At 69.6% G+C, this 21,326-nt stretch carries 25 protein-coding genes; 7 read left to right on the top strand and 18 right to left on the bottom strand.

Annotated features, from left to right (window positions below; all coding sequences use genetic code 11):
- Positions 1 to 58: 58 nt before the first annotated feature.
- Entirely contained in the window at positions 59 to 817 is a 759-nt protein-coding gene (locus ASE12_RS13480; RefSeq protein ID WP_235508912.1) for a 2-phosphosulfolactate phosphatase, read from the bottom strand.
- Positions 818 to 830: 13 nt separating this feature from the next.
- Positions 831 to 1,634 (bottom strand): phosphatase PAP2 family protein, encoded by an 804-nt coding sequence (locus ASE12_RS13475; protein ID WP_082582257.1) that lies wholly within the window; start codon positions 1,632 to 1,634, stop codon positions 831 to 833.
- Positions 1,635 to 1,853: 219 nt separating this feature from the next.
- Here ASE12_RS13475 and ASE12_RS13470 point away from each other — a divergent pair, with 219 nt between their 5' ends.
- On the top strand, positions 1,854 to 2,156 hold the full coding sequence (locus ASE12_RS13470) for a type II toxin-antitoxin system VapB family antitoxin (RefSeq protein WP_056401497.1): 303 nt from the start codon (positions 1,854 to 1,856) through the stop codon (positions 2,154 to 2,156).
- Positions 2,153 to 2,665, top strand: coding sequence for a LytR C-terminal domain-containing protein (locus tag ASE12_RS13465; protein ID WP_056401495.1), 513 nt, complete (start codon positions 2,153 to 2,155; stop codon positions 2,663 to 2,665). The genes ASE12_RS13470 and ASE12_RS13465 overlap by 4 nt, the downstream gene beginning before the upstream one ends.
- 98 nt (positions 2,666 to 2,763) lie before the next feature.
- Here ASE12_RS13465 and ASE12_RS13460 read toward each other — a convergent pair whose 3' ends face one another.
- A complete protein-coding gene (locus tag ASE12_RS13460) occupies positions 2,764 to 4,251 on the bottom strand; it encodes a potassium/proton antiporter (protein WP_056401492.1) in 1,488 nt (495 codons plus the stop codon).
- A gap of 98 nt (positions 4,252 to 4,349) precedes the next feature.
- Between ASE12_RS13460 and ASE12_RS13455 the strand changes: the two genes are divergently transcribed.
- Positions 4,350 to 5,069 (top strand): alpha/beta hydrolase, encoded by a 720-nt coding sequence (locus tag ASE12_RS13455; RefSeq protein ID WP_200955025.1) that lies wholly within the window; start codon positions 4,350 to 4,352, stop codon positions 5,067 to 5,069.
- Positions 5,070 to 5,217: 148 nt separating this feature from the next.
- On the opposite strand, the gene ASE12_RS19800 is transcribed toward ASE12_RS13455, so the two are convergent.
- The 4 genes from ASE12_RS19800 to ASE12_RS13440 are packed head-to-tail and all read right to left on the bottom strand — an operon-like array spanning position 5,218 to position 7,960.
- Positions 5,218 to 5,391, bottom strand: coding sequence for a CsbD family protein (locus ASE12_RS19800; RefSeq protein ID WP_082582255.1), 174 nt, complete (start codon positions 5,389 to 5,391; stop codon positions 5,218 to 5,220).
- A gap of 58 nt (positions 5,392 to 5,449) precedes the next feature.
- A complete protein-coding gene (locus tag ASE12_RS13450) occupies positions 5,450 to 5,881 on the bottom strand; it encodes a hypothetical protein (RefSeq protein ID WP_056401489.1) in 432 nt (143 codons plus the stop codon).
- Between the two features lie 53 nt (positions 5,882 to 5,934).
- Positions 5,935 to 7,065, bottom strand: coding sequence for a MalY/PatB family protein (locus ASE12_RS13445; RefSeq protein WP_056401486.1), 1,131 nt, complete (start codon positions 7,063 to 7,065; stop codon positions 5,935 to 5,937).
- A gap of 31 nt (positions 7,066 to 7,096) precedes the next feature.
- Positions 7,097 to 7,960: an aldo/keto reductase gene (locus ASE12_RS13440; RefSeq protein WP_056401483.1), complete on the bottom strand. Its 864-nt coding sequence runs from the start codon at positions 7,958 to 7,960 to the stop codon at positions 7,097 to 7,099.
- Positions 7,961 to 8,045: 85 nt separating this feature from the next.
- On the opposite strand from ASE12_RS13440, the gene ASE12_RS13435 reads away from it, so the two are divergent.
- Positions 8,046 to 8,840 carry an SDR family NAD(P)-dependent oxidoreductase gene (locus tag ASE12_RS13435; RefSeq protein WP_056401480.1) on the top strand — a complete coding sequence of 265 codons (795 nt, stop codon included), beginning with the start codon at positions 8,046 to 8,048 and terminating at the stop codon, positions 8,838 to 8,840.
- Position 8,841: 1 nt separating this feature from the next.
- Here the strand turns inward: ASE12_RS13435 and ASE12_RS13430 are convergent, their stop codons facing one another.
- The gene (locus tag ASE12_RS13430; RefSeq protein WP_200955024.1) at positions 8,842 to 10,449 is read right to left on the bottom strand and encodes an AbfB domain-containing protein; all 1,608 of its coding nucleotides are present in this window, start codon (positions 10,447 to 10,449) and stop codon (positions 8,842 to 8,844) included.
- 211 nt (positions 10,450 to 10,660) lie between these two features.
- Positions 10,661 to 11,098 (bottom strand): nitroreductase family deazaflavin-dependent oxidoreductase, encoded by a 438-nt coding sequence (locus ASE12_RS13425; RefSeq protein WP_056401479.1) that lies wholly within the window; start codon positions 11,096 to 11,098, stop codon positions 10,661 to 10,663.
- Between the two features lie 57 nt (positions 11,099 to 11,155).
- Between ASE12_RS13425 and ASE12_RS13420 the strand changes: the two genes are divergently transcribed.
- Complete coding sequence (locus ASE12_RS13420; RefSeq protein ID WP_056401475.1) at positions 11,156 to 12,133, top strand: aldo/keto reductase; 978 nt, start codon at positions 11,156 to 11,158, stop codon at positions 12,131 to 12,133.
- 3 nt (positions 12,134 to 12,136) lie between these two features.
- Here the strand turns inward: ASE12_RS13420 and ASE12_RS13415 are convergent, their stop codons facing one another.
- Together ASE12_RS13415 and ASE12_RS13410 are read right to left on the bottom strand one after the other, a co-directional pair.
- On the bottom strand, positions 12,137 to 13,030 hold the full coding sequence (locus ASE12_RS13415) for a family 16 glycosylhydrolase (protein WP_082582254.1): 894 nt from the start codon (positions 13,028 to 13,030) through the stop codon (positions 12,137 to 12,139).
- A gap of 140 nt (positions 13,031 to 13,170) precedes the next feature.
- Positions 13,171 to 14,049: a family 16 glycosylhydrolase gene (locus ASE12_RS13410; RefSeq protein ID WP_056401470.1), complete on the bottom strand. Its 879-nt coding sequence runs from the start codon at positions 14,047 to 14,049 to the stop codon at positions 13,171 to 13,173.
- A gap of 400 nt (positions 14,050 to 14,449) precedes the next feature.
- Between ASE12_RS13410 and ASE12_RS13405 the strand changes: the two genes are divergently transcribed.
- Together ASE12_RS13405 and ASE12_RS13400 are read left to right on the top strand one after the other, a co-directional pair.
- Complete coding sequence (locus ASE12_RS13405) at positions 14,450 to 14,704, top strand: hypothetical protein (RefSeq protein WP_056401467.1); 255 nt, start codon at positions 14,450 to 14,452, stop codon at positions 14,702 to 14,704.
- Between the two features lie 22 nt (positions 14,705 to 14,726).
- The gene (locus ASE12_RS13400) at positions 14,727 to 15,383 is read left to right on the top strand and encodes a class I SAM-dependent methyltransferase (RefSeq protein WP_235508911.1); all 657 of its coding nucleotides are present in this window, start codon (positions 14,727 to 14,729) and stop codon (positions 15,381 to 15,383) included.
- Here the strand turns inward: ASE12_RS13400 and ASE12_RS13395 are convergent.
- The 7 genes from ASE12_RS13395 to ASE12_RS13365 all read right to left on the bottom strand — a co-directional run bounded on the left by ASE12_RS13395 (position 15,342) and on the right by ASE12_RS13365 (position 21,326).
- Positions 15,342 to 16,421, bottom strand: a complete 1,080-nt coding sequence (locus ASE12_RS13395; protein WP_056401461.1) for a prenyltransferase — start codon at positions 16,419 to 16,421, stop codon at positions 15,342 to 15,344. The genes ASE12_RS13400 and ASE12_RS13395 overlap by 42 nt on opposite strands.
- The gene (locus tag ASE12_RS13390) at positions 16,421 to 17,146 is read right to left on the bottom strand and encodes a class I SAM-dependent methyltransferase (RefSeq protein ID WP_056401457.1); all 726 of its coding nucleotides are present in this window, start codon (positions 17,144 to 17,146) and stop codon (positions 16,421 to 16,423) included. Before ASE12_RS13390 ends, ASE12_RS13395 begins: the two co-directional genes overlap by 1 nt.
- Positions 17,133 to 18,398 (bottom strand): glycosyltransferase family 4 protein, encoded by a 1,266-nt coding sequence (locus tag ASE12_RS13385; protein WP_056401454.1) that lies wholly within the window; start codon positions 18,396 to 18,398, stop codon positions 17,133 to 17,135. The genes ASE12_RS13390 and ASE12_RS13385 overlap by 14 nt, the downstream gene beginning before the upstream one ends.
- A gap of 88 nt (positions 18,399 to 18,486) precedes the next feature.
- Positions 18,487 to 19,266 carry an SDR family oxidoreductase gene (locus ASE12_RS13380; protein WP_056401452.1) on the bottom strand — a complete coding sequence of 260 codons (780 nt, stop codon included), beginning with the start codon at positions 19,264 to 19,266 and terminating at the stop codon, positions 18,487 to 18,489.
- Between the two features lie 31 nt (positions 19,267 to 19,297).
- Complete coding sequence (locus tag ASE12_RS13375) at positions 19,298 to 20,191, bottom strand: 3-oxoacyl-ACP reductase (protein ID WP_056401449.1); 894 nt, start codon at positions 20,189 to 20,191, stop codon at positions 19,298 to 19,300.
- Between the two features lie 109 nt (positions 20,192 to 20,300).
- A complete protein-coding gene (locus ASE12_RS13370; RefSeq protein ID WP_056401448.1) occupies positions 20,301 to 20,501 on the bottom strand; it encodes a ferredoxin in 201 nt (66 codons plus the stop codon).
- Between the two features lie 51 nt (positions 20,502 to 20,552).
- A complete protein-coding gene (locus ASE12_RS13365) occupies positions 20,553 to 21,326 on the bottom strand; it encodes a hypothetical protein (RefSeq protein ID WP_056401445.1) in 774 nt (257 codons plus the stop codon).

The raw sequence follows: 21,326 nt of genomic DNA, 5'->3' as shown, positions 1-21,326 counted from the left end.
GCAGGCCTGGCGCCGCACAACAGGGTTTGCTGCTGCAGGCGGATCAGCCCAGAGCGGATCAGGGTGCGGCGATGAAGCCACGGTCGCTGAGCAGCGGCACCGTCGTGCTGGTGCCGACCTCGGCGGCGACCGCCACGTCGGCGGCGAAGCCGGCCCCGACGAGCTCCTGGCCACTGGCACACGCCATGAGGTGCGACTCCTCGCGACCGGCGATCAACCGGTAGGCGTCGGCGGCCATCGCGGCCTCGGGCGACAGCCCCGGCCAGTCATGGTCCTCGAGCGCCGCGAGCACGGCGCCGGCGCCCCACAGGTCCTCGATCGCCGGGCGCAACGATCCGTCGGGCCAGCGTTCGCCGGCGGCGACGATCGCGATCGACGCGGTCTCGGCGTCGTGCTCGCGGGCGATCCAGTCGGCCACCGCGGCCGCGTTGCGCAACGACGCACCCACGACCGTCGTCACGACGGAGGCCAGCTGCACCGAGATCGCCGAGCCGTTGGGCGATGGGAGGACGAGCCGCTCCATGGGCTCGGCCGCGCGTACGCTCACCGGCGACAGGCTCACCTCGCCGGGGCCCGCGACGCTGCGACCGAGGGCGAGGACCGCGCGGTGCTGGGCGGCGTAGGTCGGCGCGTCCTCGGCCTCCCAGGGATAGGGCAGCACCACGATGCCGAGGTCGGCCGCGACGCTGAGCGACGTCGAGAACGACAGGACGTCGACCACGACGGCGACGTCGGCTCCCTCGGCGACTGCTGCGCCACCGACTGGGCCCCAGTCGAACCTGACCCCGTGCGCGGCTTGGTGCAGGACAGAGTTCACAGGCTCGACTGTGTCAGAGCGTGAGTGCTGCGTCCTCATGGGCAACGACCGGACTGCGTCTCTCCCAGGCGATGACGCCGCCGAACGCGGCCAGCACCACGATCCAGCCGACGACCGCGTCGAGCACCCAGTGGTTGCCGGTGCCGACGATCACGATCGTCATGGTCGCGGCGTACATGATGCCGAGCGCCTGCACGATCTTGGGAACGCCGGCGCGGATCAGCACGATCGCGACCCAGAGCGCCCAGCCCGCGTGGAGCGACGGGAAGGCCGCGAGCTCGTTGGTCATGCCGCCGAGGCCCTTGGGCGCCGACGCGTCGGCACCCCACCAGCCGGCAGCCGAGTGCAGGCTGAGCACGTCGACGTACATGCCGCTGATCATGCGCGGCGGAGCGGTCGGCATCACGAGGTAGAACGAGAGGCCGATGATCGTGGCGAACACCAGGGCGCGGCGGGCGGTCACGTATTCCGACACGCTGCGGCGATAGATCCAGATGAGGACCGCCGCGGTCGCGATGTAGTGGGTCGTGGCGTACCAGTAGCTGCCGAACAGGCCCAGCCAGTCGTACTGGACGAACTTGTCGTTGAGCCACGACTCGGCGTCGATGCGCCACGACTTCTCGAACGACAGCACGTCGAGCGCGCGGCCACGGGCCGGGGCGAAGTCGTTGGAGGCCAGCAGGCGCGAGGCGCTGTAACCGACGTAGAGGATCGCGAGGAACGTCAGCTCGATCGCGCCACGCTTGAGGCCCAAGGGCACACCAGATCGGCGTACGACTTCGGTACGCCCTGTCTGCTGCTGTGACGACTGGGTCATCACGCCTCCTGCGCCTTGATACCGGGCCGGAGCCCGGCCGAAGGCGCCCAGGTGCGCCTTCCTGTTGTCACTCTGTATGCCGGCTGTTGCCTACGGCAACCAGAGACAACCCTGATTTGTTCCCTGAGACTACCGTCCCGCACCGACGTTTTCGGAACAAGTTCCTGATCTGGCCACGCACCACCGCCGACCTCCGGGCAGCCTGTCTACACTGACCGGGTGATCTTCAGGAGGGTGAGTGAGGGGCGCCCCTACCCGGACCACGGGTTGACCCCGAGCACGTGGGCGCAGATCTCGCCGTCCCAAGTGCGCCTCGACGACCTGACGACGACCAAGACCCAGCTCGACCTCGAGCACCTCCTGGATGACGACTCGACCTACTTCGGCGACCTGTTCGCGCACGTCGTGAGCTGGAACGGCGAGCTGTTCCTCGAGGACGGCCTGCACCGCGCGCTGCGCGCCGCCCTGCAGCAGCGCAACATGCTGCACGCCCGCGTCCACTCGATCGAGAAGTCGGCATGACCCGGGCTTATCAGGCGCTCACGCTGGTGGTCGCCGCTGCGATCTTCGCGTTCGGCGCCCTCACCGGGTTCCGGTTGCTCACGTCGAGCGCCGACACCGCCGACGCGGCGCCCACGTGCACCACCAAGACCGTCCAGAAGGGCCAGCGGCTCGACAGCAACCTCGTCACGGTCAACGTGTTCAACGCGTCGAACCGCGCCGGGCTCGCCAACCGCGTCACGATCAACCTGCAGACCAACGGCTTCCTCGGCGGCACGATCAGCAACAGCGAGAGCGCGACCAAGCCCAGCCGCGTCGCGATCCTGACCGACGACCCGCGTGACCCGCGCGTACGCCTGGTGGCGCGTCAGTTCAAGGACAAGGTCACCTATCGCAAGCCCGACATCACGGTCGACAGCGGTGTCATCGTGATCGTGGGCGACCACTACTCGGGCCTGCACAAGAAGGCGCCGACGCGCATCACGTCGGATCGCGAGATCAGCGCCTGCGTCCCCGCGGTCCTGCCCTAGACCTGTTGCGTCACCACGCCCCCTCGCGTCGTCTCGTCATCAGGCGGCTTCGCCGCGATCGCTCAACGTGAGTTCGGCGCTCCCTCGCAGAGCTCGCTTCACCCATCCCGGCCCCAGCCGGCGAGACGGCCGTGACGACCGACGGCTCGCAGCCGGTCCTCGGCCCGCTCACGTACGGCCCGGTCGGCCACGATCAGGAGGTCGTCGTGGATCGCGATCCGGTCCGTTCGGTGGGGCACGAACGTCGTGCCGTCGCGGACCATGATCGACACGGACGCACCGACCGGCAGGCGCAGCTCGCCGATCTCGACACCCGCGAGCCGGGAGCCCTTGGGCACGTGGATCTGCAGGAGGTCGGCCGACACCCGCTCGAGCGGTGCCGCCTCGACCTCGACATCACGCACCTCGTCGCTGAGCACGCCGCACCACGCAGCGAGGCGGGCCAGCGGCGCCGCCTGCACGAGCGTGTAGATGACGACGGCCACGAACACGATGTTGAAGAGGTCACGGGAGCCCGGGACGTCGGCGGCCAGCGGGATCGTGGCGAGCACGATGGGCACCGCGCCGCGCAGCCCCGCCCAACCGACGAACAGCTGCTCGCGGACGTCACGCTTGAACCACCGCGCACACACGGCGACCGACAGCGGACGAGCCACGAACGTGAGGATCGCGCCGACGGCGAGGCCGTGCCAGACGTGCCACCAGCGCAGCTCGTCAGGACTCGCGAGCAGGCCGAGCATCACGAACAGGCCGATCTGGGCGAGCCAGCCGATGCCCTCGACGAACGATCGCGTCGCCACGCGGTGTGGCAGCTCGGTGTTGCCGAGCACGAGGGCCGCGACGTACACCGCCGCGAAGCCGCTGGCGTGGACGTACGCCGCGGAGCCGTACGCGAACACCGCCAGGGCGAACACGACGAGCGGGTAGAGACCCGAGGCCGGCAGGGCGACCCGGCGCAGGCCGTAGGCGCCGATCCAGCCGATGGCGAAGCCGATCGCGCCACCGGCGATGAGCTCGAACACGACCAGCCCGATCAGCGCCCATATGCCGTGGTCGAGGGCGTCGCCGGCGCTGATCGCCACGACGACCACGACGATCGGGGCGTCGTTGAGGCCGGACTCGGCCTCGAGCGTCCCGGTCACGGAGTGGCGCAAGGGGACGGTGCGCAGCACCGAGAAGACGGCCGCCGCGTCGGTCGGCGTGAGCACCGCCGCGAGCAGGATCGCGAACTCCCACCGCAGGTCGAGCAGGTAGTGCCCACCAGTGGCGACGACCGCGACACTGACGATCGACCCGAGCGTCGCGAGCAGGAGGCCGTAGCCGAGGTTGGGCCTCACGTGCTCCCACTTCGTGGTCAGACCACCCTCGGCGAGGATCAGCACCAGGCCGCCGAAGCCCAGCGCGTGCGCGAGGTCGGCGTCGGCGAACTCGATGCCGAGCCCGGAGCTGCCGAGGATCAGGCCGAGGAAGAGGTAGACGAGCAGTGACGGCAGACCCGCCGTGACCGAGACGCGTACGGCGAGCACCGCCAGCACGAGGACACCGGAGCCGATCAGGAGGAACTGGTCGAGCTGGTCGGCATCCATGACGGCTCCTCCCATGGTGTCGACGGATCATGATTCTATCGGTCGCCGGGCGTGCGCCTGACCGTACGCATACGATGCCGACGGCACAGGAGGCTGACGTGGATCTCATCCGGTACGGGGACGACCCGGAGCAGCTCGGCGAGCTCAGCCGGCCTGACGGGCCCTCGAAGGGCGTGGTCGTCGTCGTCCACGGTGGATTCTGGCGCGCCAGGTACGACCTCTCGCTCGGTCGCCCGCTCGCGGCGTCGCTCGTCGAGCACGGCTGGACGGCGTACAACCTGGAGTACCGCCGGGTGGGCAACGGTGGCGGCTACCCGCAGACCCTCGACGACGTCGCAGCGGGCATCGACGCGCTCGCCTCCGTCGACGGGCTCGACACCTCGCGCGTCATCACGATGGGGCACTCGGCGGGCGGTCACCTCGCGGTGTGGGCGGCCGGGCGGCCCGGTCTTGCCGGTACGCCCTGGGCTGCCGTCGCCGTGCCGGTCACCGCCGCGATCTCGCAGGCGGGGGTGCTCGACTTCGACACGGCAGTGCATCTCGGCAGCGGTGCTGCGCGGGCGTTCATGGGCGACCACACCGACACGACGTACGCAGACCCCAGCGTCCAGATCCCCCTCGGCGTGCCGGTCCGGTGCGTGCACGCCGCGGACGACGACACCGTGCCGATCAGCCAGTCGATCACGTACGTCGACCGGACGAACGCCGCCGGCGGTGATGCCGAGCTCATCGAGGTCGACGGCGGCCACTTCGACGTCATCGAGCCTCGGTCATCGGCCTGGGCACGGACGCTCGAGGTGCTCGAAGCGCTGCCCTGACGCGGAGCGGTGACCTGCTCGCCCCTCACGCCGGTGAGCGGTGACCTGCTCGCCCATCCGGCAACCTGATGGGCGACTCTCCCACCGCTCCCTCGGGCGTACAGAAGAGCGCCCCGACCAGGCGGTCGGGGCGCTCCTTGTGGGTTGCTCAGTGCTTGAAGGCGTCCTTGACGTTCTCGGCTGCGTCCTTGAGGTCGGACTTGGCCTGGTCGGTCTTGCCCTGGCGCTCGAGCTCGTCGTCGTTGGTCGCTCCGCCGACGGCCTCCTTGGCCTTGCCCTTGGCGTCCTCGGCGGCGTTGCTCAGCTTGTCATCCAGTCCCATGAGGAACTCCTTTCATCGGCTCCACTTCACGTACCCGGTTCGCCGAGCCGTAACCGCCTCAATCGGGAGTCGCCTCGTGGTGCCGACGGCCGTGCGTGCGCCGGTCCTCTTTCATCTCGGCCTCGAACAGGTGCGTACGCCCGTCAGCGAGCGCCTCGCGCGCGGACCTCTCGTGCTCCTTGAAGGCGGCGTAGTAGCCCGCGTCGTACTCCTCGACGACCTGGAACGTCCAGCGCCCCTCGAGCACGTTGCGGCCGATCAGCTCGGTCGAGAGCCGGTCGGCGATCTCGTCGTGGCCGGCGCGGCGGAACAGGTCGACCGCCTCGTCGAGCGCCAGGTCGGCCTCGCCGGTGCGGCGGTGGAACGTGTAGAGCAGCCCACGGGCCTCCTCGATGACCTCGAGGGCCTCGCTCAGCTTGCCCAGCGCCTCGACCGTGACGTCGTCGACCCCCTCGGGCCGTGTGTGCTCAGGTTTCGGTGACTCACCCATGCCTCAACGCTAGGTCGCCCTCACCGGGTCGGCACGTCGAGTCGTACGCAGCCTCAGACGACGCGGCCCATCCGCTCCACGGCCTCGGTGAGGACGTCGGGCGTCGTGCCGAAGTTGAGGCGTACGTGACCCGCGCCGTTGTGGAACGGCAGGCCGGAGTTGACCGCCACCCGGCCGCGCTCGAGGAACGCCTCCGCTGGGTCGTCGCCGAGGCCCAGGTCGCGGCAGTCGATCCACGCGAGGAACGTCCCGGGGCCCTCGCCCCAACGGGCTGCCGGGAGGTGCTCGGCGAGGAGGTCTGCGAGCAGCTTCCGGTTGTCGGCGAGGTCGGCGTGCAGGGCGTCGAGCCAGTCGCCGCCTTCACGGAACGCCGTCGTGTGCGCCAGGTCGCCGAAGTGGCTCGGCCCGTGGCCCACGATCTCGGGCAACCGGGCCAGGTCGGCCGCGGCATCCTCGCCCGCGACCAGCAGGGCGGCCTTCATGCCGGCGAGGTTCCAGGCCTTGGTGGCCGACACGAGGCTGAACGCGTTCGCGGCGCCGGGCACGGTCAGATAGGGCACGAAGCCCTCGGCGACCAGCGGTGCGTGGATCTCGTCGACCACGACCCGCACCGCGTACGTCTGGGCAAGGGCCGCGACGCCGCCCAGCTCCTCTGCGGTGTGCACGACAGCCGTGGGGTTCTGCGGGTTGCACAGGAGGTACGTCACCGGGCGGCCCTCGGAGCCGGCACGGATGAACGCCGCCTCGAGCGCATCGAGGTCGAGCCGGCCATGATCGCCGAGCGGCGCCTCGACGACATTCCGGCCGGCGTGCTCGACGTATCCGAAGAACGGCGGATAGACCGGAGGGTTCACCACGACGGGGTCACCGGGCGAGGACACCAGGCGGATCGCCTCGACGATGCCCGTCATGACATCGGCGACGAGTGACGTACGGCCCGGATCGACCGTCCACGACCACCTCTGGCTCGCGAACGCGACGAACGCCTCCGCGTACGCCGTGCCGTGCGGATAGCCCGTATCACCCTCGGCGACCGCCGCGTTGACCGCACGAGCGATCGGCTCGGCGAGACGTACGTCCATCTCGGCGACCCACAGGGGCAGCACGTCCGGGTCGTACTCCCGCCACTTCACGCTCGTGCGGCGGCGCAGGTCCTCGAGGGTCAGCTCACGCAGGGGATGCATGTCCCCATCATGTCGGGCCACCCGCAACGGGTCAGACAGCGTCGGACAGCGCCTGGAACTGCTCGTCGGTCAACTCGATCGCCGCGCCGCCGATGTTGTCCTCCAGGTGCGACACGGTCGACGTGCCCGGGATCGGCAGCACGACGGGCGAGCGCTTCAGCAGCCACGCGAGGGCGAGCTGCGACGGCGTCGCGCCCTGCTCCTTCGCGATCTCGACGAGCGGGCCGCCATCCTTGACCAGGCCACCTGTGGCGAGCGGGAACCACGGGATGAACGCGATGCCCTCGTCCGTCACGTGGTCGAGCAGCGCCTCGGCACGCCGGTCGGCGAGGTTGTAGAGGTTCTGGACCGACACGATCTCGGCGGTCTTCTGTGCCTCCTTGAGCTCGTCGACGGTGACCTCGCTCAGACCGATGTGGCGCACCTTGCCCTGCTCCTGCAGCTCCTTGAACGCGCCGACCTGGTCCGCGACCGGGACCTCGGGGTCGATGCGGTGCAGCTGGATCAGGTCGATGCGGTCGACGCCCAGGCGGCGCAGGCTGAGCTCGACCTGCTGCTTGAGGTACGCGGGACGGCCGACCGGGATCCACTCGCCGGGACCCGTGCGGGTGAGACCGGCCTTCGTGGCGACCACGACGTCGTCGGCGTACGGGTGCAGCGCCTCACGGATGATCTCCTCGGACACGTTGGGCCCGTAGGAGTCGGCGGTGTCGATGAACGTCACGCCGAGCTCGACCGCACGGCGGAGGACGCTGACGGCCTCGTCGCGGTCGCGGGGCTCGCCCCAGACGCCGTCGCCGGTGATCTGCATCGCGCCGTACCCGAGGCGTACGACCGAGAGGTCGCCACCGAGCTGGAACGTGCCGGACGTGGTTGCGGAGAGTGTGGAAGTCATGCCGGGGTCAAGGAGGCTCAGCGTCGAGATATTCCGGGCGCCCGGCCACTCGGCACCGTTGCCGCTGCGTGCCACAGTGGATCGCATGCAGATCGACCTCAACGGACGCACCGCCCTCGTGACCGGATCGACCCAGGGCATCGGTCTCGCCATCGCCACGGCTCTCGCCGGTGCAGGCGCGCGGGTCGGCGTCAACGGGCGCAGCGACGACTCGGTGTCCCGCGCGGTCGACGAGATCCGCGGGTTGGTGCCCGAGGCGGACCTCGTCGAGGTCGCCGCCGACGTCACGACGGACGACGGGGTGGCACAAGTCGTCTCGCTCCTGCCCGACATCGACATCCTGACCAACAACCTCGGCATCTTCGAAGCCCGCCCTGCGCTCGAGATCACCGACGAGGAATGGCGCCGCTACTTCGACGTCAACGTCATGAGCGCCGTCCGCCTCATCCGCACCTATCTGCCCGGCATGATGGCGCGGGGCTGGGGCCGCGTGCAGAACATCGCCAGCGACTCGGCCGTCGTCATCCCGGTCGAGATGGTGCACTACGGGATGTCCAAGACCGCGCTCCTGGCCGTGTCGCGAGGTTTCGCCAAGGAGGCGGCCGGCTCCGGCGTCACGGTCAACTCCGTCATCGCCGGGCCGACCCACACCGGTGGCGTCGAGGACTTCGTACGGTCGCTGGTCGGCGACGAGCTGCCGTGGGACGAGGCGCAGGCCGAGTTCATGCGCGTCCACCGTCCCCAGTCGTTGCTGCAGCGCCTGATCGAGCCCGAGGAGATCGCCAACCTGGTGGCCTACCTGAGCTCACCGCTGGCGTCCGCGACGACAGGCGCCGCCGTACGGGTGGACGGCGGCTACGTCGACTCGATCGTGCCCTGACTCAGTCGACCATGCGGAACGTCGCGTCGGCACGGGCGGTCGCGCTTCGGATCACGTCGAGCCGAAGGCCAAGGCCGTTGTGCCGGAGGTGGCGATCAGGGAGGTTGTGCGCCCTGAAGGACGTCAGCCGCACGTCCGCCAGCCCCGCCACGGGGATGAACGTGGCATGCGCGGCGAACTCCTTCGAGCGGTCGTTCCGGACGAGGCGCAGCTCGAAGCCGCGGTGCCGCAAGAAGTGCCCGGGCGCGTTCACGGCTTCGAACGACACCCGCCCGCGAGACGTGCCTGCAAGGCCGGCAACCACACGGAACTCCGAGGGCCTGATCGGCGAGGACGTCGACTGCAGACGAACGACCGATCCCGCGTGCCGCACGTAGCTTCTCGGTTTGTTGAAGCTCTGTAGCCGCGTCACCCGGCGGCCGGTTGTGCCGACGTACTGCGTGAGGGTGCCGAAGCCCAGCTGGTCGTAGCCGCCGGAGTTCGGCCCGTAGTCCCCGCCGCCGCCGTCGGGCCGCAGGCTCGCGGCGATCTCGGCGACCCACGGGGTGTCGAGCCCCATGCGGCCCGAGTAGTGCCCCAGCACCTGGTCCCACACGGGCCGGCCCTGGCCGCGGCCTCCTGCACCGGGCACGGTCTGCGTCTGCCAACCGGCGTGCGAGGCGGTCGTCGCGCGCGGCCCCGACTGCCAGGTGTACGGCGTGAACGGCACGTCGTGGCCGAGGTTGTACCTCGCGACGTATTCAGCACCTTTCAGGAAGCGGTTGTCGTCAGCTCCGTAGCAGTCGATCCCCTGGTTCCACGCCATCTCGCAGAACGCGCCCATGAGGCCGATCCCCATGATGGTGTGGCCCTGGTCCCGGCCGCTCTCCTGCCACTGCCCGAGTCCCTCGTCGTGGACGTACGGCACGGCGTGCGCGAGGGAGCCGTTGCCGGCACCCGTGTGGAAGTAGTCGACGGCCCGGTCGACGAGGTCGTCGCGGTCGGTGAAGATGCCGATCGCGAGGATCGAGGCCATGTTGCAGAGGTCCCAGTTGGCCCAATAGTTCGTGATCACCGCGCCGTTGTGGTCGGTGAGGAACTGCTCGTTCATCGGGTGGAAGATCGAGAGCAGCATGTCTCGGAACCGCGCGAGCTCGAAGTCAGGACGGTCGCGGACGAGCTCCGCCGCGTTCGCGAACTGGTAGCCGTAGATGCCCGCGGCGAGGAACCGGTCGGCGTTGCCGGTGACCGTCTTGAGGGTCGCGGACCACGCGTTGAGGATCCGCACCGCTGCTACACCGTGGGCCTCGTCGCCGGAGATGCGCCACCGCAGGGCGTTCTGGTACGCCGCATGGATGTCGGTGAACAACGGCCCGTAGTTCTGTCCGGTGCCGCCCCGGATGACGGTCTCGACCGGGCGAGGCGTCCAGGTCGCACCCGACCGACCGTTGGCGGTGAGCCGGGCCCAGCCCCCCGCCCACGGCTCGGTGCCGGTCCGGGCGGAGATGCGGTTGAGGTCGGAGAGCGTGTGCAGGAGCCCGGGGTGCGTGTACGTCGAGGTGGCCACCGAAGCAGCTGTGGCACGTTCCCCGAGCCTCAAGGGCGCGCCGGACGTGGCGAGGAACGTCACGGGCACCGCCAGCGAAGCGGCCCTGACGAAGGACCTGCGCGAGATTCCATTGGCTGATGACAGGGGTCCGCGATACGTCGACATCGTCGTCCATTCGTGTGGAGGGGCGGTCGGATCGCGGAATCCGTTGACCGGAATCCTCACACACGCAGGGTTCACCGGGGCGGCGTCGTACGAGCCGTCCCGCGGGGTGAGACCAGGCGGCCTCGCGTCAGTCGACGGGGGTCAGCAGGAAGACCGGGATGATCCGGTCGGTCTTCTTCTGGTAGTTCGCGTAGTCCGGCCAGACCTCCAACGCCCGGGCCCACCAGATGTCCCGCTCCTCGCCGCTGAGCTCGCGCGGCACGTAGTCCTTGCGGACCGGGCCGTCCTGCAGCTCGACCAACGGCGCGTTGACGACGTTGTAGTACCAGCTCGGGTGCTTCGGCGCTCCACCTCGTGAGGCGACGATGGCGTACTGGCCGTCGTGCTCGACCCGCATCAGCGCGGTCTTGCGGAGCTTGCCCGAGGTCGCGCCGAGTGTCGTCAGCAGGATGATCGGGCGCCCTTGCAACGTGTTGCCCTCGGCGCCGTTGGTGCTCTCGAACAGCTCGGCCTGCTCGCGGGCCCAGTCGGACGTGCTCGGTGCGTACTCTCCGGTCAATGGCATGCCTCCAGACTGCCAGACCTCCCAACACCTGCTGGCGGGGCACGGCATGATCGGGTCATGGACCGCGTCACGCTGGGAACCAGCGACCTCGAGGTGTCGAGCATCATCCTCGGCTGCATGAGCTACGGCGACCCGGATCGCGGTACGCACCCCTGGTCGCTGCCGGAGGACCAGAGCCGGCCCTTCATCCAGCAGGCGCTCGACGCCGGCATCACGACGTTCGACACCGCCAACATGTACTCCGACGGCACCAGCGAGGAGATCGTCGGCCGCGCGCTGGCCGACTTCGCCCGGCGCGAGGACGTCGTCATCGCGACCAAGCTGTTCTACCCGATGGGCGGCGACCCCTCGACCGGTGGACTGTCGCGCACCGCGGTGCTGACCCAGATCGACGCGAGCCTGCGGCGGCTCGGCACGGACTACGTCGACCTCTACCAGATCCACCGCTGGGACCCCGAGGTCCCGATCGAGGAGACCATGGAGGCGCTCGACGAGGTCGTCAGGGCCGGCAAGGCGCGCTTCATCGGCGCCTCCTCGATGTACGCCTGGCAGCTCGCCCAGGCCCAGCACGCCGCCGACCTCAACGGCTGGACCCCGTTCATCTCGATGCAGGACCAGTACAACCTCGTCCAACGCGAGGAGGAGCGCGAGATGCACCCGTTCTGCCTCGACGAGGGCATCGGCGTGATCCCGTGGAGCCCCCTCGCGCGTGGCCGTCTCACCCGCGACTGGGATGACCTGAGCACGACACGCAGCGACGGCGACGAGGTCGCCAAGGGCTACTACCAGCAGGCCGAGGACTCCGACCGGGCGATCGCGGCGGCGGTCGGCGAGATCGCCGCCGAGCGCGGGGTGTCCCGCGCGCAGGTCGCGCTGGCGTGGGTGCGGCAGCACGAGGTCGTCACGGCGCCGATCGTCGGGGCCACCAAGCCTTTGCACCTGGCCGATGCCGTCGCCTCGCTGGACCTCACGCTGAGCGATGACGAGATCGCCAGGCTCGAGGCCCCGTACGTGCCGCGGCTCCCCGAGTTCTGACGGTCACGACCAGACGCGGACCCAGTCGACGTCGGTCGTCGCCGGCAGCGGCGTCGCGGTGGACTTGAAGGCGTTCGTGCCCGTGCCGAGCACCTGCGTGATCAGGACCGCGAACGGCTGGTCGAACGGCTGGGGTGCCGTCAGGTGGCGGAACAGTCCCCCGGCCGGCTTGATCGTGTGGCTTACGCACACGACGCCGTCGTTGCTGATCGTGATGGACCTCGGGGTCCACACCGCGACGTACGTGTGGAACACCGAGGGGTCGAGCTTGCAGGACAGGTTGGTGACCGGTGAGCCACGGCTCGACGACCGGTAGTGGATGTAGGGGATCGTGCGGTCCGGGTACTGGCTGTAGAACTCCGCGACGTCGATCTCACCCGAGGCGGGCCAAGCGCCGTAGGTCATCTTCGTCGGATAGAGCCAGAGCGCTCCCTGCAGTCCCCGCACCTTGGCGGCCGGGAACTTCGCGCGGAACTCGAAGCGTCCGTACGTCTGCGCGAACCTGCCGTTCGTCGTGACGCCACCGCTGGTCCATTGCGAGGAGTAGCTGCCGAACGGGCTCTTGCACCGGAACCAGGCGGCCTCCTTGCGTGTGGTCAGGTGCAGCCGGCCCCCGGACACCGCCACGTTGCGACCGCTGTTGACCAGGCACTCGCGACCGACCCGCATCCCGGTCGTCGCGGTCCGCTGCGGCAACCACTTGCGGCCGTCGAGGGCGCTCCCGCTGAAGTCGTCCGCGAACGTGCACCTCCACGGAGTGCCGTTGGACTTGTAGATCGTGGGCCCGCACGGCCCCGGTGCCGCGGTCACGGCCTCGGGCGAGACAGCCGTCGCCGTGAGCAGCAGGCCCGCCAGCGCGGCGCCGAGCGCCATGGCTCGCGTGCGACGACGGTTCATGGCGGCTCCCTCGTGATGGGCGACGCGGCCGCAGCGCGACCGCGTCGCCGCAGGTCAGCGAGCCGCCCTGCGCTCTCGATGGAATGACGATAGCGCTCCCGGACCGCTTCGGGGAGGGGCTTGGCGGATCGTGTCGTGGCTCACGACCAGACCCGGACCCAGTCGACGTCAGTCGTCGCCGGCAACGTGGTGGCCGTCGGGCTGAACGCGTTCGTCGCGGTGCCCAGCACCTGCGTCAGCAGGACCGAGAACGGCTGGTCGAACGGCTGCGGCGCGGTCAGCGGTGAAGCCGGGGCGAACGTGTGCGTCAGGCACACCACGCCGTCGTTGCTGATCGTCATGCCCGTCGCCGTCCACTCCGCCACGTACGTGTGGAACACCGCCGGGTCGAGCTTGCACGACCAGTTGGTCACCGGTCCGGCGTCGCTCGCGGCGTTGTAGTGGATGTAGGGGATCGAGCGGTCGGGGTACTGGCTGTAGAACTCCGCGACGTCGATCTCGCCCGAGGCGGGCCAGCCGCCGTACTTCTGGGTCGCCGGGTAGAGCCACAGCGCCGACTGCACGCCGGGGACCTTGAGGCTCGGGAACTTCGCGCGGAACTCGAAGCGTCCGTACGTCTGCGCGAACTTGCCGGTCGTGGTGACGCCACCGCTGGTGTACTGCGTCCGGTAGTCGCCGTAGGGGTTCTTGCAGGTGAACTCCGACGACTCCTTGCGGGTCGTCAGGTGCAGGCTGCCGCTCGACACCGAGACGTTGCGGCTGTTGTTGACCAGGCACTCCGGTCCGACGTGCATCCCGGTGGCGGCGGTCTGCTGCACCGACCACTTCTTGCCGTCCAGCACGCCATTGTTGAAGTCGTCGGCGAACGTGCACTTCCAGGCGGTGCCGTTGGCCTTGTAGATCGTGTCGCCGCACGAAGGCGGCGGAGACGTCGGCCACCACCACACGGCGCTCGCCGGTGCCGTGGTCGCCACGATCATGGTGACTGCCCCGGCCAGCGCCAGGGCTGCCCGTCTCATCTGAGTTGCTCGGATCATTGGTTGCTCCCTCTCGGTTGGTCGTCACCAAGAGGGTGGCCCCCGCCTCGGTGCATGCACGTACGTCCCTCAGCTGCCTGAACGTTGACTCGCGACGTCGATCCGACGAATCCGGCCGAGGCCGGATCTCCCTTCGGCGGACCGCAGTCACGGGCTACATGACATGCCAAGCTCCCTCTTGACTCGTTCACGGTATTCCTCTGACCTGCGGGTTCGCCAGCAAATACGCAGATTGGGGTCGGCCGGCAATTCCCGGTGTGATCTCCGTCAAATATGAACAGACTGACTCCAAAACCGCGCCGGATGCAGAAGAATGGGCGCAGGGTGGGTTGAAAGGGCGAGGCATGCTTGCGATCGTGGGGACACGTGATGAGGCGGCGGCATGCGCTACTACCTGCTGAGCACGCCCGCCGGCGACGAGGTCGTCCGCCTGAGCGGTGGGTCAGCGGCCTACTTCGAGACCAAGACCGGGCGCTGGGTGCCCGACCCGCTCCTCGCCGCCGAGGTGCGGTTCGGCGGAGAATGGCGCCAGGTCGAGTCGCATGAGCTGCCCCCCGGCGTCGTCGAGACCCAGGAGGGGCAGCCCCGGCTGCGGAAGTCGCGCTCCCTGCGTCGCGGCCGGCACACCCGCAAGTGATCGCAGCGGGCAGACTGTCCCCATGAGCCCGGAGATGCCCGCTGACCTGCTCGCCCACGCCGTCGCGGCCAAGGGCTTCATGCCGGAGGACGAGGGCGCGTTCCTGCACCGCGTCGCCCGCGAGCGGCTCCCCCACGGACCCGCTCTCGAGATCGGTACGTATTGCGGCAAGTCGGCGATCTACCTCGGCGCCGCAGCACGCGAGGTCGGCGGGGTCGTGCTCACGATCGACCACCACCGGGGTTCGGAGGAGAACCAGTCCGGCTGGGAGCATCACGACGCATCCCTCGTCGACGACGAGTTCGGCCTCATGGACACGCTGCCCGTGTTCCGCAGGACGATCGCCCGGGCGGGGCTCGAGGACCAGGTGACCGCGGTCGTCGGCCGTTCGACGAGCGTCTCGACGTGGTGGCGCACCCCGGTCAGCCTGCTGTTCATCGACGGCGGCCATGCCGAGGTGCACGCCCAGAACGACTACACCGGCTTCGCCCACTGGCTCATCCCCGGCGGCGCCCTGGTGATCCACGACGTCTTCGAGCGGCCGGAGGACGGCGGCCAGGCCCCGTTCCACGTGTGGCAGCGGGCGGTTGCCTCCGGGGCGTTCGAGCCGCGCGAGACGGTCGGCTCGATGCGGGTGCTAGCGCGTACCCGGGGAGACGCCGGCGAACCGGTCGGATGACGGGCAGTCGCACTCGAACGCGATGCCGTCGAAGTCGACCCCGATCTCGTGGCCGGTCATCACGCCGGCGCCCGGTGTCGTGCCGGTGAGCACGTCCCACGCGAGGATCATCGCCGCCGCGGTGTAGGTCGTCTGCTCAGCAGGCCAGTTGACGTTCTCGGGGAAGACGAAGCCGGTCCAGTAGTCACCGCTCTCGGTGCGGAGGTGCTGCATGTCGGCGAACAGCTGCTCGGCCCGGTCGTCGCCGATCGCCTTGAGCGCCATGGCCAGCTCGCACGTCTCGGCACCCGTGACCCAGGGGTTGGTGCTGACGCAACGGATCCCGAGCCCGTCGACGACGAACGTGTCCCACTCCGACGCGAGCAGCGCCTCGGCTGCCGGACTGCGCACCGCCCCACCCAGCACGGGGTAGTACCAGTCCATCGAAAATGTCGACTTGTCGAGAAACCGGTCGCGATGCTCGCGGAGCGCGTGACCGAGCCGGCCGCCGGCGAGCTCCCACTCCGGCTGCGGCTCCCCCATCAGCTCGGCCAGGACGACGCCACAGCGCAGCGACTGGTAGATGCTCGAGCTGCCGGCTAGGAGGGCCTCACGGTTGACCGTGGCCGGACCGTCGGCGTCCCACTCCCGCGACCACGCGATGCCGCCGAACGGGAGCTGCAGGTCGACGACGAGGTCGAGCGCGCGGCGTACGACGGGCCACATGCGGTCGACGAACGCCCGGTCCTGGCGGATCGCCCAGTGGTGCAGGACCCCGACGGCGATGTAGGCCGCCATGTTGGACTCGCTGCTGGCGTCCTCGACCCGGCCACCGACGATCTTCATGGGCCAGGACCCGTCGGGACGCTGCGTGCGGGCGCACCAGTCGTACGCCGCCGCCGCGGCCTCCAGCTGCCCGCCGACCACGAGCGCCATGGCGCCTTCGACGTGGTTCCAGGCGTCGGTGTGCTCGCCGATGGTCCACGGGATCGCCCCGTCGGGCTCCTGCATCGCAGCGATGCCGGCAGCCGTCTGGGCGATCTGGTCGGGGGTCAGCATCAGGCCTCGGGCTTGCGGAGGTAGAGGACCATGCTCTTGCCGATCAGCGGGTTGAGCGCCTTCTCGGCCAGGCGGGTCGCGGTGCTGTAGCCCCGCGTCTTCATGATGTCCCAGACCAGCACCTGGTGGTACGCCTTCACGAGCGGGTGGTCGTCGTTGGTGACCCCGACGGCACACTTGAGCCACCAGTAGGGCGAGTGCAGGCCGTGCGCGTAGTCGATGCCCTCGAAGGTCATGCCGGCGTTCTGGAGCTTGCCGATCAGCTCCTTGTCGGAGTAGATCCGGATGTGGCCGCCGGGGGTGTTGTGATAGTCGTCGGACAGCTTCCAGCAGACCACCTCGGGCAGCCAGCGGGGCACCGTCACGGCCATCGTGCCGCCGGGGCGCAGCACGCGTACGAGCTCACCGATCGCCTGGATGTCGGCGGGGATGTGCTCGAGCACCTCGGAGGCGACGACCCGGTCGAACTCGCCGTCGGCGAAGGGCAGCGACAAGGCATCGCCCTCCTTGATGTCGGCGGAGGCGCCTTCAGGGACCTCGCCGGCCTCCTTCATGGCGCCGAACAGCTCGAGCACGCCGGCCAGCTCGTCGGCATCCTGGTCGAACGCGATGACGTCCGCGCCACGGCGATACATCTCGAACGCGTGGCGGCCGGCGCCACACCCCATGTCGATCACCCGGTCGCCCGGGCGCAGGCCCAGGCGGTCGAAATCAATCGTCAGCACGGTTGTCTCCCTTGTGTTCCGATGCCGCATTCGCGGCGATGACCTCTTCGTACGCCGCGGCAGTCGCACTCGCGACGGCCCGCCAGCTGAATTTCTCCAGGACGCGCTCGCGACCGGCCCGGCCCATCGCCTCACGGCGTGCCGGGTCGTCGAGCAGCTCCTCGATCGCGGCCTCGAGCTCTCCGACGTCACCCGGGGTCACGAGCGTGGCGCAGACGCCGTCCTCGCCGACCACTTCCGGGATCGCACCGGCCCGGCTGACGACCAGCGGCGTGGCGCAGGCCATGAGCTCGGCGGTCGGGAGGGAGAAGCCCTCGTAGAGCGACGGCACGCAGGCGACCTCGGCCGAACCCATGACGTCGACCAGCTCGGCGTCCGTGATGCCGTTGACGAACGACACGTGCTCGGCGATGCCCAGCTCGTCGATGAGTCGCTCGGTGCGGCCACCGGCCTTGAGGGTCGTGACCAGGAGCAGCTCGACGTCGCGCTCGGTGCGCAGCTTGGCGAACGCCTCGAGCAGCGTGGCGATGCCCTTCATCGGGGCGTCGGCGCTGGCCATCGCCACGATGCGGCCGGGCACGCGCGGCGCGGTCGGCGGGACGAACACGTCGTCGACGCCGAGCGTGATGACCTCGAGGCGGGACGGGTCGACGCCGAAGTCGGTGACGATGTCGCGCCGGCTCGACTCGGAGACCGTCAGGATCTTGGGCAGCTGCCGGGCGACCTTCTTCTGCATGCCTAGGAAGCCGTACCAACGCCGCAGGCTCAGCTTCTTGCGGAGGGTCGGCGCGTTGGCGATGTCGATGCGCCGGTCGAACGTGATCGGGTGGTGGATCGTCGTGATCAACGGGAAGCCCTGCTCGGCGATGTCGAGCATGCCGGTGCCGAGCGTCTGGTTGTCGTGGACGATGTCGAAGTCGTCCCGGCGGCCCTTGAGCAGCCGGGCCACGCGCTTGCTGAACGTCCTGGGCTCGGGGAAGCCCGCGGTCCACATCGTCAGGACCTCCTCGACGTCGATGAGGTCGCGGTACTCGTTGGGCCAGGGGGTGCGGAAAGGGTCGGGCTCGCGGTAGAGGTCGAGCGACGGGACCTTGGTCAGCGTGACGCCCTCGTCGAGCTCCGGATAGGGCTGCCCGGAGAACACCTCGACGGTGTGCCCCAGCGCCACCAGCTCGCGACTGAGGTGGCGTACGTAGACGCCCTGACCGCCGCAGTGTGGCTTGCTGCGGTAGGACATGAGTGCGATGCGCAAGGGCCGCCTCCGGTTGACTGGCTGAAACTGAGTTGTATCACTCGTTGACACATCGTCAACGACGCGCCTCCTCGATGAGGCGCTCATCTCACGACGCGCCGCCCTGCCCGCTGTTGCCGGGATAGAACGAATGCGTGGCCGTGACGCCGCCGTCGACCGCGAACTCACCGCCGGTCGTGTAGCCGCTCTCGTCGCCGGCGAGGTAGACGTACAGCGGCGCGACGTCGTCCGGCGTGCCCACGCGCTCGAGGGGCACGCGGGTCGCTCCCCACTGCATCGCGGCCTCACCGCCGACGTCACGGGTCATGCCGGTGTCGATCATGCCCGGGTGCACCGAGTTGACCCGTACGCCGTAGGCGCCGAGCTCGACGGCCGCCGCCTTGGTCATGCCGCGGATCGCGAACTTGGTGCCGGTGTACGCCGTCAGGGACGCCATGCCGGCGAGCCCCTCGACCGACGAGCAGTTGATGATCGAGCCCTGCCGGTTGCGCTTCATCGCCGGCGACACGGCCCGCATGCCGAGGAAGCAGCCCCGCATGTTGACGTTGATCAGCAGGTCGAGGTCCTCGAGCGGCATCGTGTCGACCTCACCGAACCGCAGCACGCCGGCGTTGTTGACCAGGACGTTGATCGGTGCACCGAGCAGACCCTCGGCGTCGGTCATGAGCTGGTCCCACGAGGCGGGATCGCTGACGTCGTGGCGGCAGTAGGCCGCTGCTTCGCCGAGCTCCTCGGCCAGGGCCTCGCCGTCGGCGACGTCGGCGATGATGACGCGGGCGCCCTCACCGACGAACGCGCGCGCGATGGCGGCGCCCTGTCCTTGGGCTGCGCCGGTGATGATCGCGTGCTTGTCCTTGAGACGGGACATCGTGCTCCTCAGTGAAGGTGGGGTGGATGGGCTAGAGCGAGAGGACCGAGTCGGCGGCGAACGAGACCTCGGGGTCGCGATCGGCGAAGAAGCCGCCGAGCGTACGGTCGAGCTCGTCGGCCGACCAGAGATCGCCCTCGGTGTCGAAGCGCTGCTCGACCACAGGAGCCGCCAGGAGGGCGACCATGCCGCCGTAGACGACGAACACCTGTCCGCTGATGCGGCTGGCGGCCGGCGACGCGAGGTAGGCGACCAGGGGCGCCACGTGGTCGGCGCTGTAGGGATCGACCGCGCTGCCGGACTCGTCAGGCCCGAAGACGTCGGCCGTCATGGCTGTGCGGGCGCGGGGACAGATGGCATTGGCTCGTACGCCGATGCGGGACAGCCCGCGCGCGGTGGTCAAGGTCAGCGCGGCGATGCCGCCCTTGGCCGCGGCGTAGTTGGCCTGGCCGGGTGAGCCCGTGAGGAACGCCTCGGACGCGGTGTTGATGACGCTCGCGTCGACCGTGCCACCCGTCTCCTTGGCCACCTGGCGCCAGTGGGCGGCGGCGTTGCGGGAGAGCAGGAAGTGGCCGCGCAGGTGGATGCGGACCACGAGGTCGAACTCCTCGTCGGACATGTTGAACAGCATCCGGTCGCGGGTCACGCCTGCGTTGTTGACCACGATGTCCAGGCCACCGAACGACTCGAGGGCGGTCTGCATCATCAGGTCGGCGGTCGACCGCTCCCCCACGTCGCCGGCGGCGACCGCCACCTCGCCGCCGAGCGACTTGATCTCCGAGGCTGCATCGTCCGCGGCACCCGGCAGGTCGTTGAGGACGACACGCGCGCCGGCGGTCGCCAGGGCGATCGCCTCGGCGCGGCCCAGGCCCGCGCCTGCCCCAGTGACGACGGCGACCTTGCCGTCGAGGGACGTGCTCGTCATGCCGTCACGTCCGTGAGAAGAGCAGCGTACGGACGCGACGGCATGACACTTCGTCCGTTCGCGCCCCCTACTCGCAGGGCTCGTGGGGGGACCCCCAGCTGGCGCTCGCTCATGCGCCGTCCACGATGCGCAGCGCCGACTTGGGGCAGGAGGCCACGGCGCGCTCGACGCGCGACCGGTTGTCGTCCGTCACCGTCGGGTCCTCGACCTGCAGCAGGTCGTCGTCGTCGACGAAGAACATGTCGGGTGCCATTGCCTCACACAGGGCGTTCGACTCACACGCGTCGAAATCGACCTCAACCCTTGCCATCAGCGATCCGCCTCCTCGCTTCACAGGACCAGAACTAGAACGTGTTCTAGCCTAGCCGAGCATCTTCAGTTTGGATATGGCCCAGTCGCCGCCGCCTCGGGTCAGCGTGATGACGAGGCTGCTCTGGAGGGCCTGCTGGTTGGCGTTCTTGCCGGTGCCGGCGGTCGTGGTCTGGTTGACGAACACTAGGACCCTCGCCTTGTGCTCGGTCGCGCTGATGATCGCGGACGAGACGGCCACGGTCTGGAGCACGATCTTGTTCTTCGTCGTGTTGGCGCGGACCTCGGCCATCGTGGAGTCGTACTGCTTGCGGAACGACGGCGTCATCCGGGCGCGGGCGACCTCCATGTCGTTGGCCAGCGTCTTGTAGTCGTACGACAGGGTGCGCTGCGCGAGATCGGCGCCGGCGACCAGCACCTCGGTGCGGGCGTCCTCGCCGACCAGCGTGCCGCCGGGCGCGACCGTGGCGGAGCCATGCTCGGCCTGCCACCACATCGTGCCGACGCCCGCGGCGGCCAGCGCGACGAGCAGGGCCAGCACGACGGTCAGCCGCTGGTGGAGCGAGAGGGTCGCGAGCCGGGCTCTCGGCGACGCCGTGGACGCCTCGGCCTCGTCCGCCTCCTCGGTCTCCGGCTCATCGGCCTCGGGCGGCTCGACGGCGGCCGCTCGCGCCTTGGGCCGGGACCTGACCTGCGGTTTCGCAGCCGCTTCGGGCTCGACCAACGGGGTCACGTCCGAGTGGCAGAAGCGGCAGCGGATCGCCGACGCCTTGATCGTCTCGGCGCAGAACGGACAGACGCGTTCGTCGCGCTTCACCTTCGCCAT

This window comes from Aeromicrobium sp. Root236, assembly GCF_001428805.1.
Taxonomy (GTDB): domain Bacteria; phylum Actinomycetota; class Actinomycetes; order Propionibacteriales; family Nocardioidaceae; genus Aeromicrobium.
This window is presented reverse-complemented; position numbering and strand designations above follow the sequence as displayed.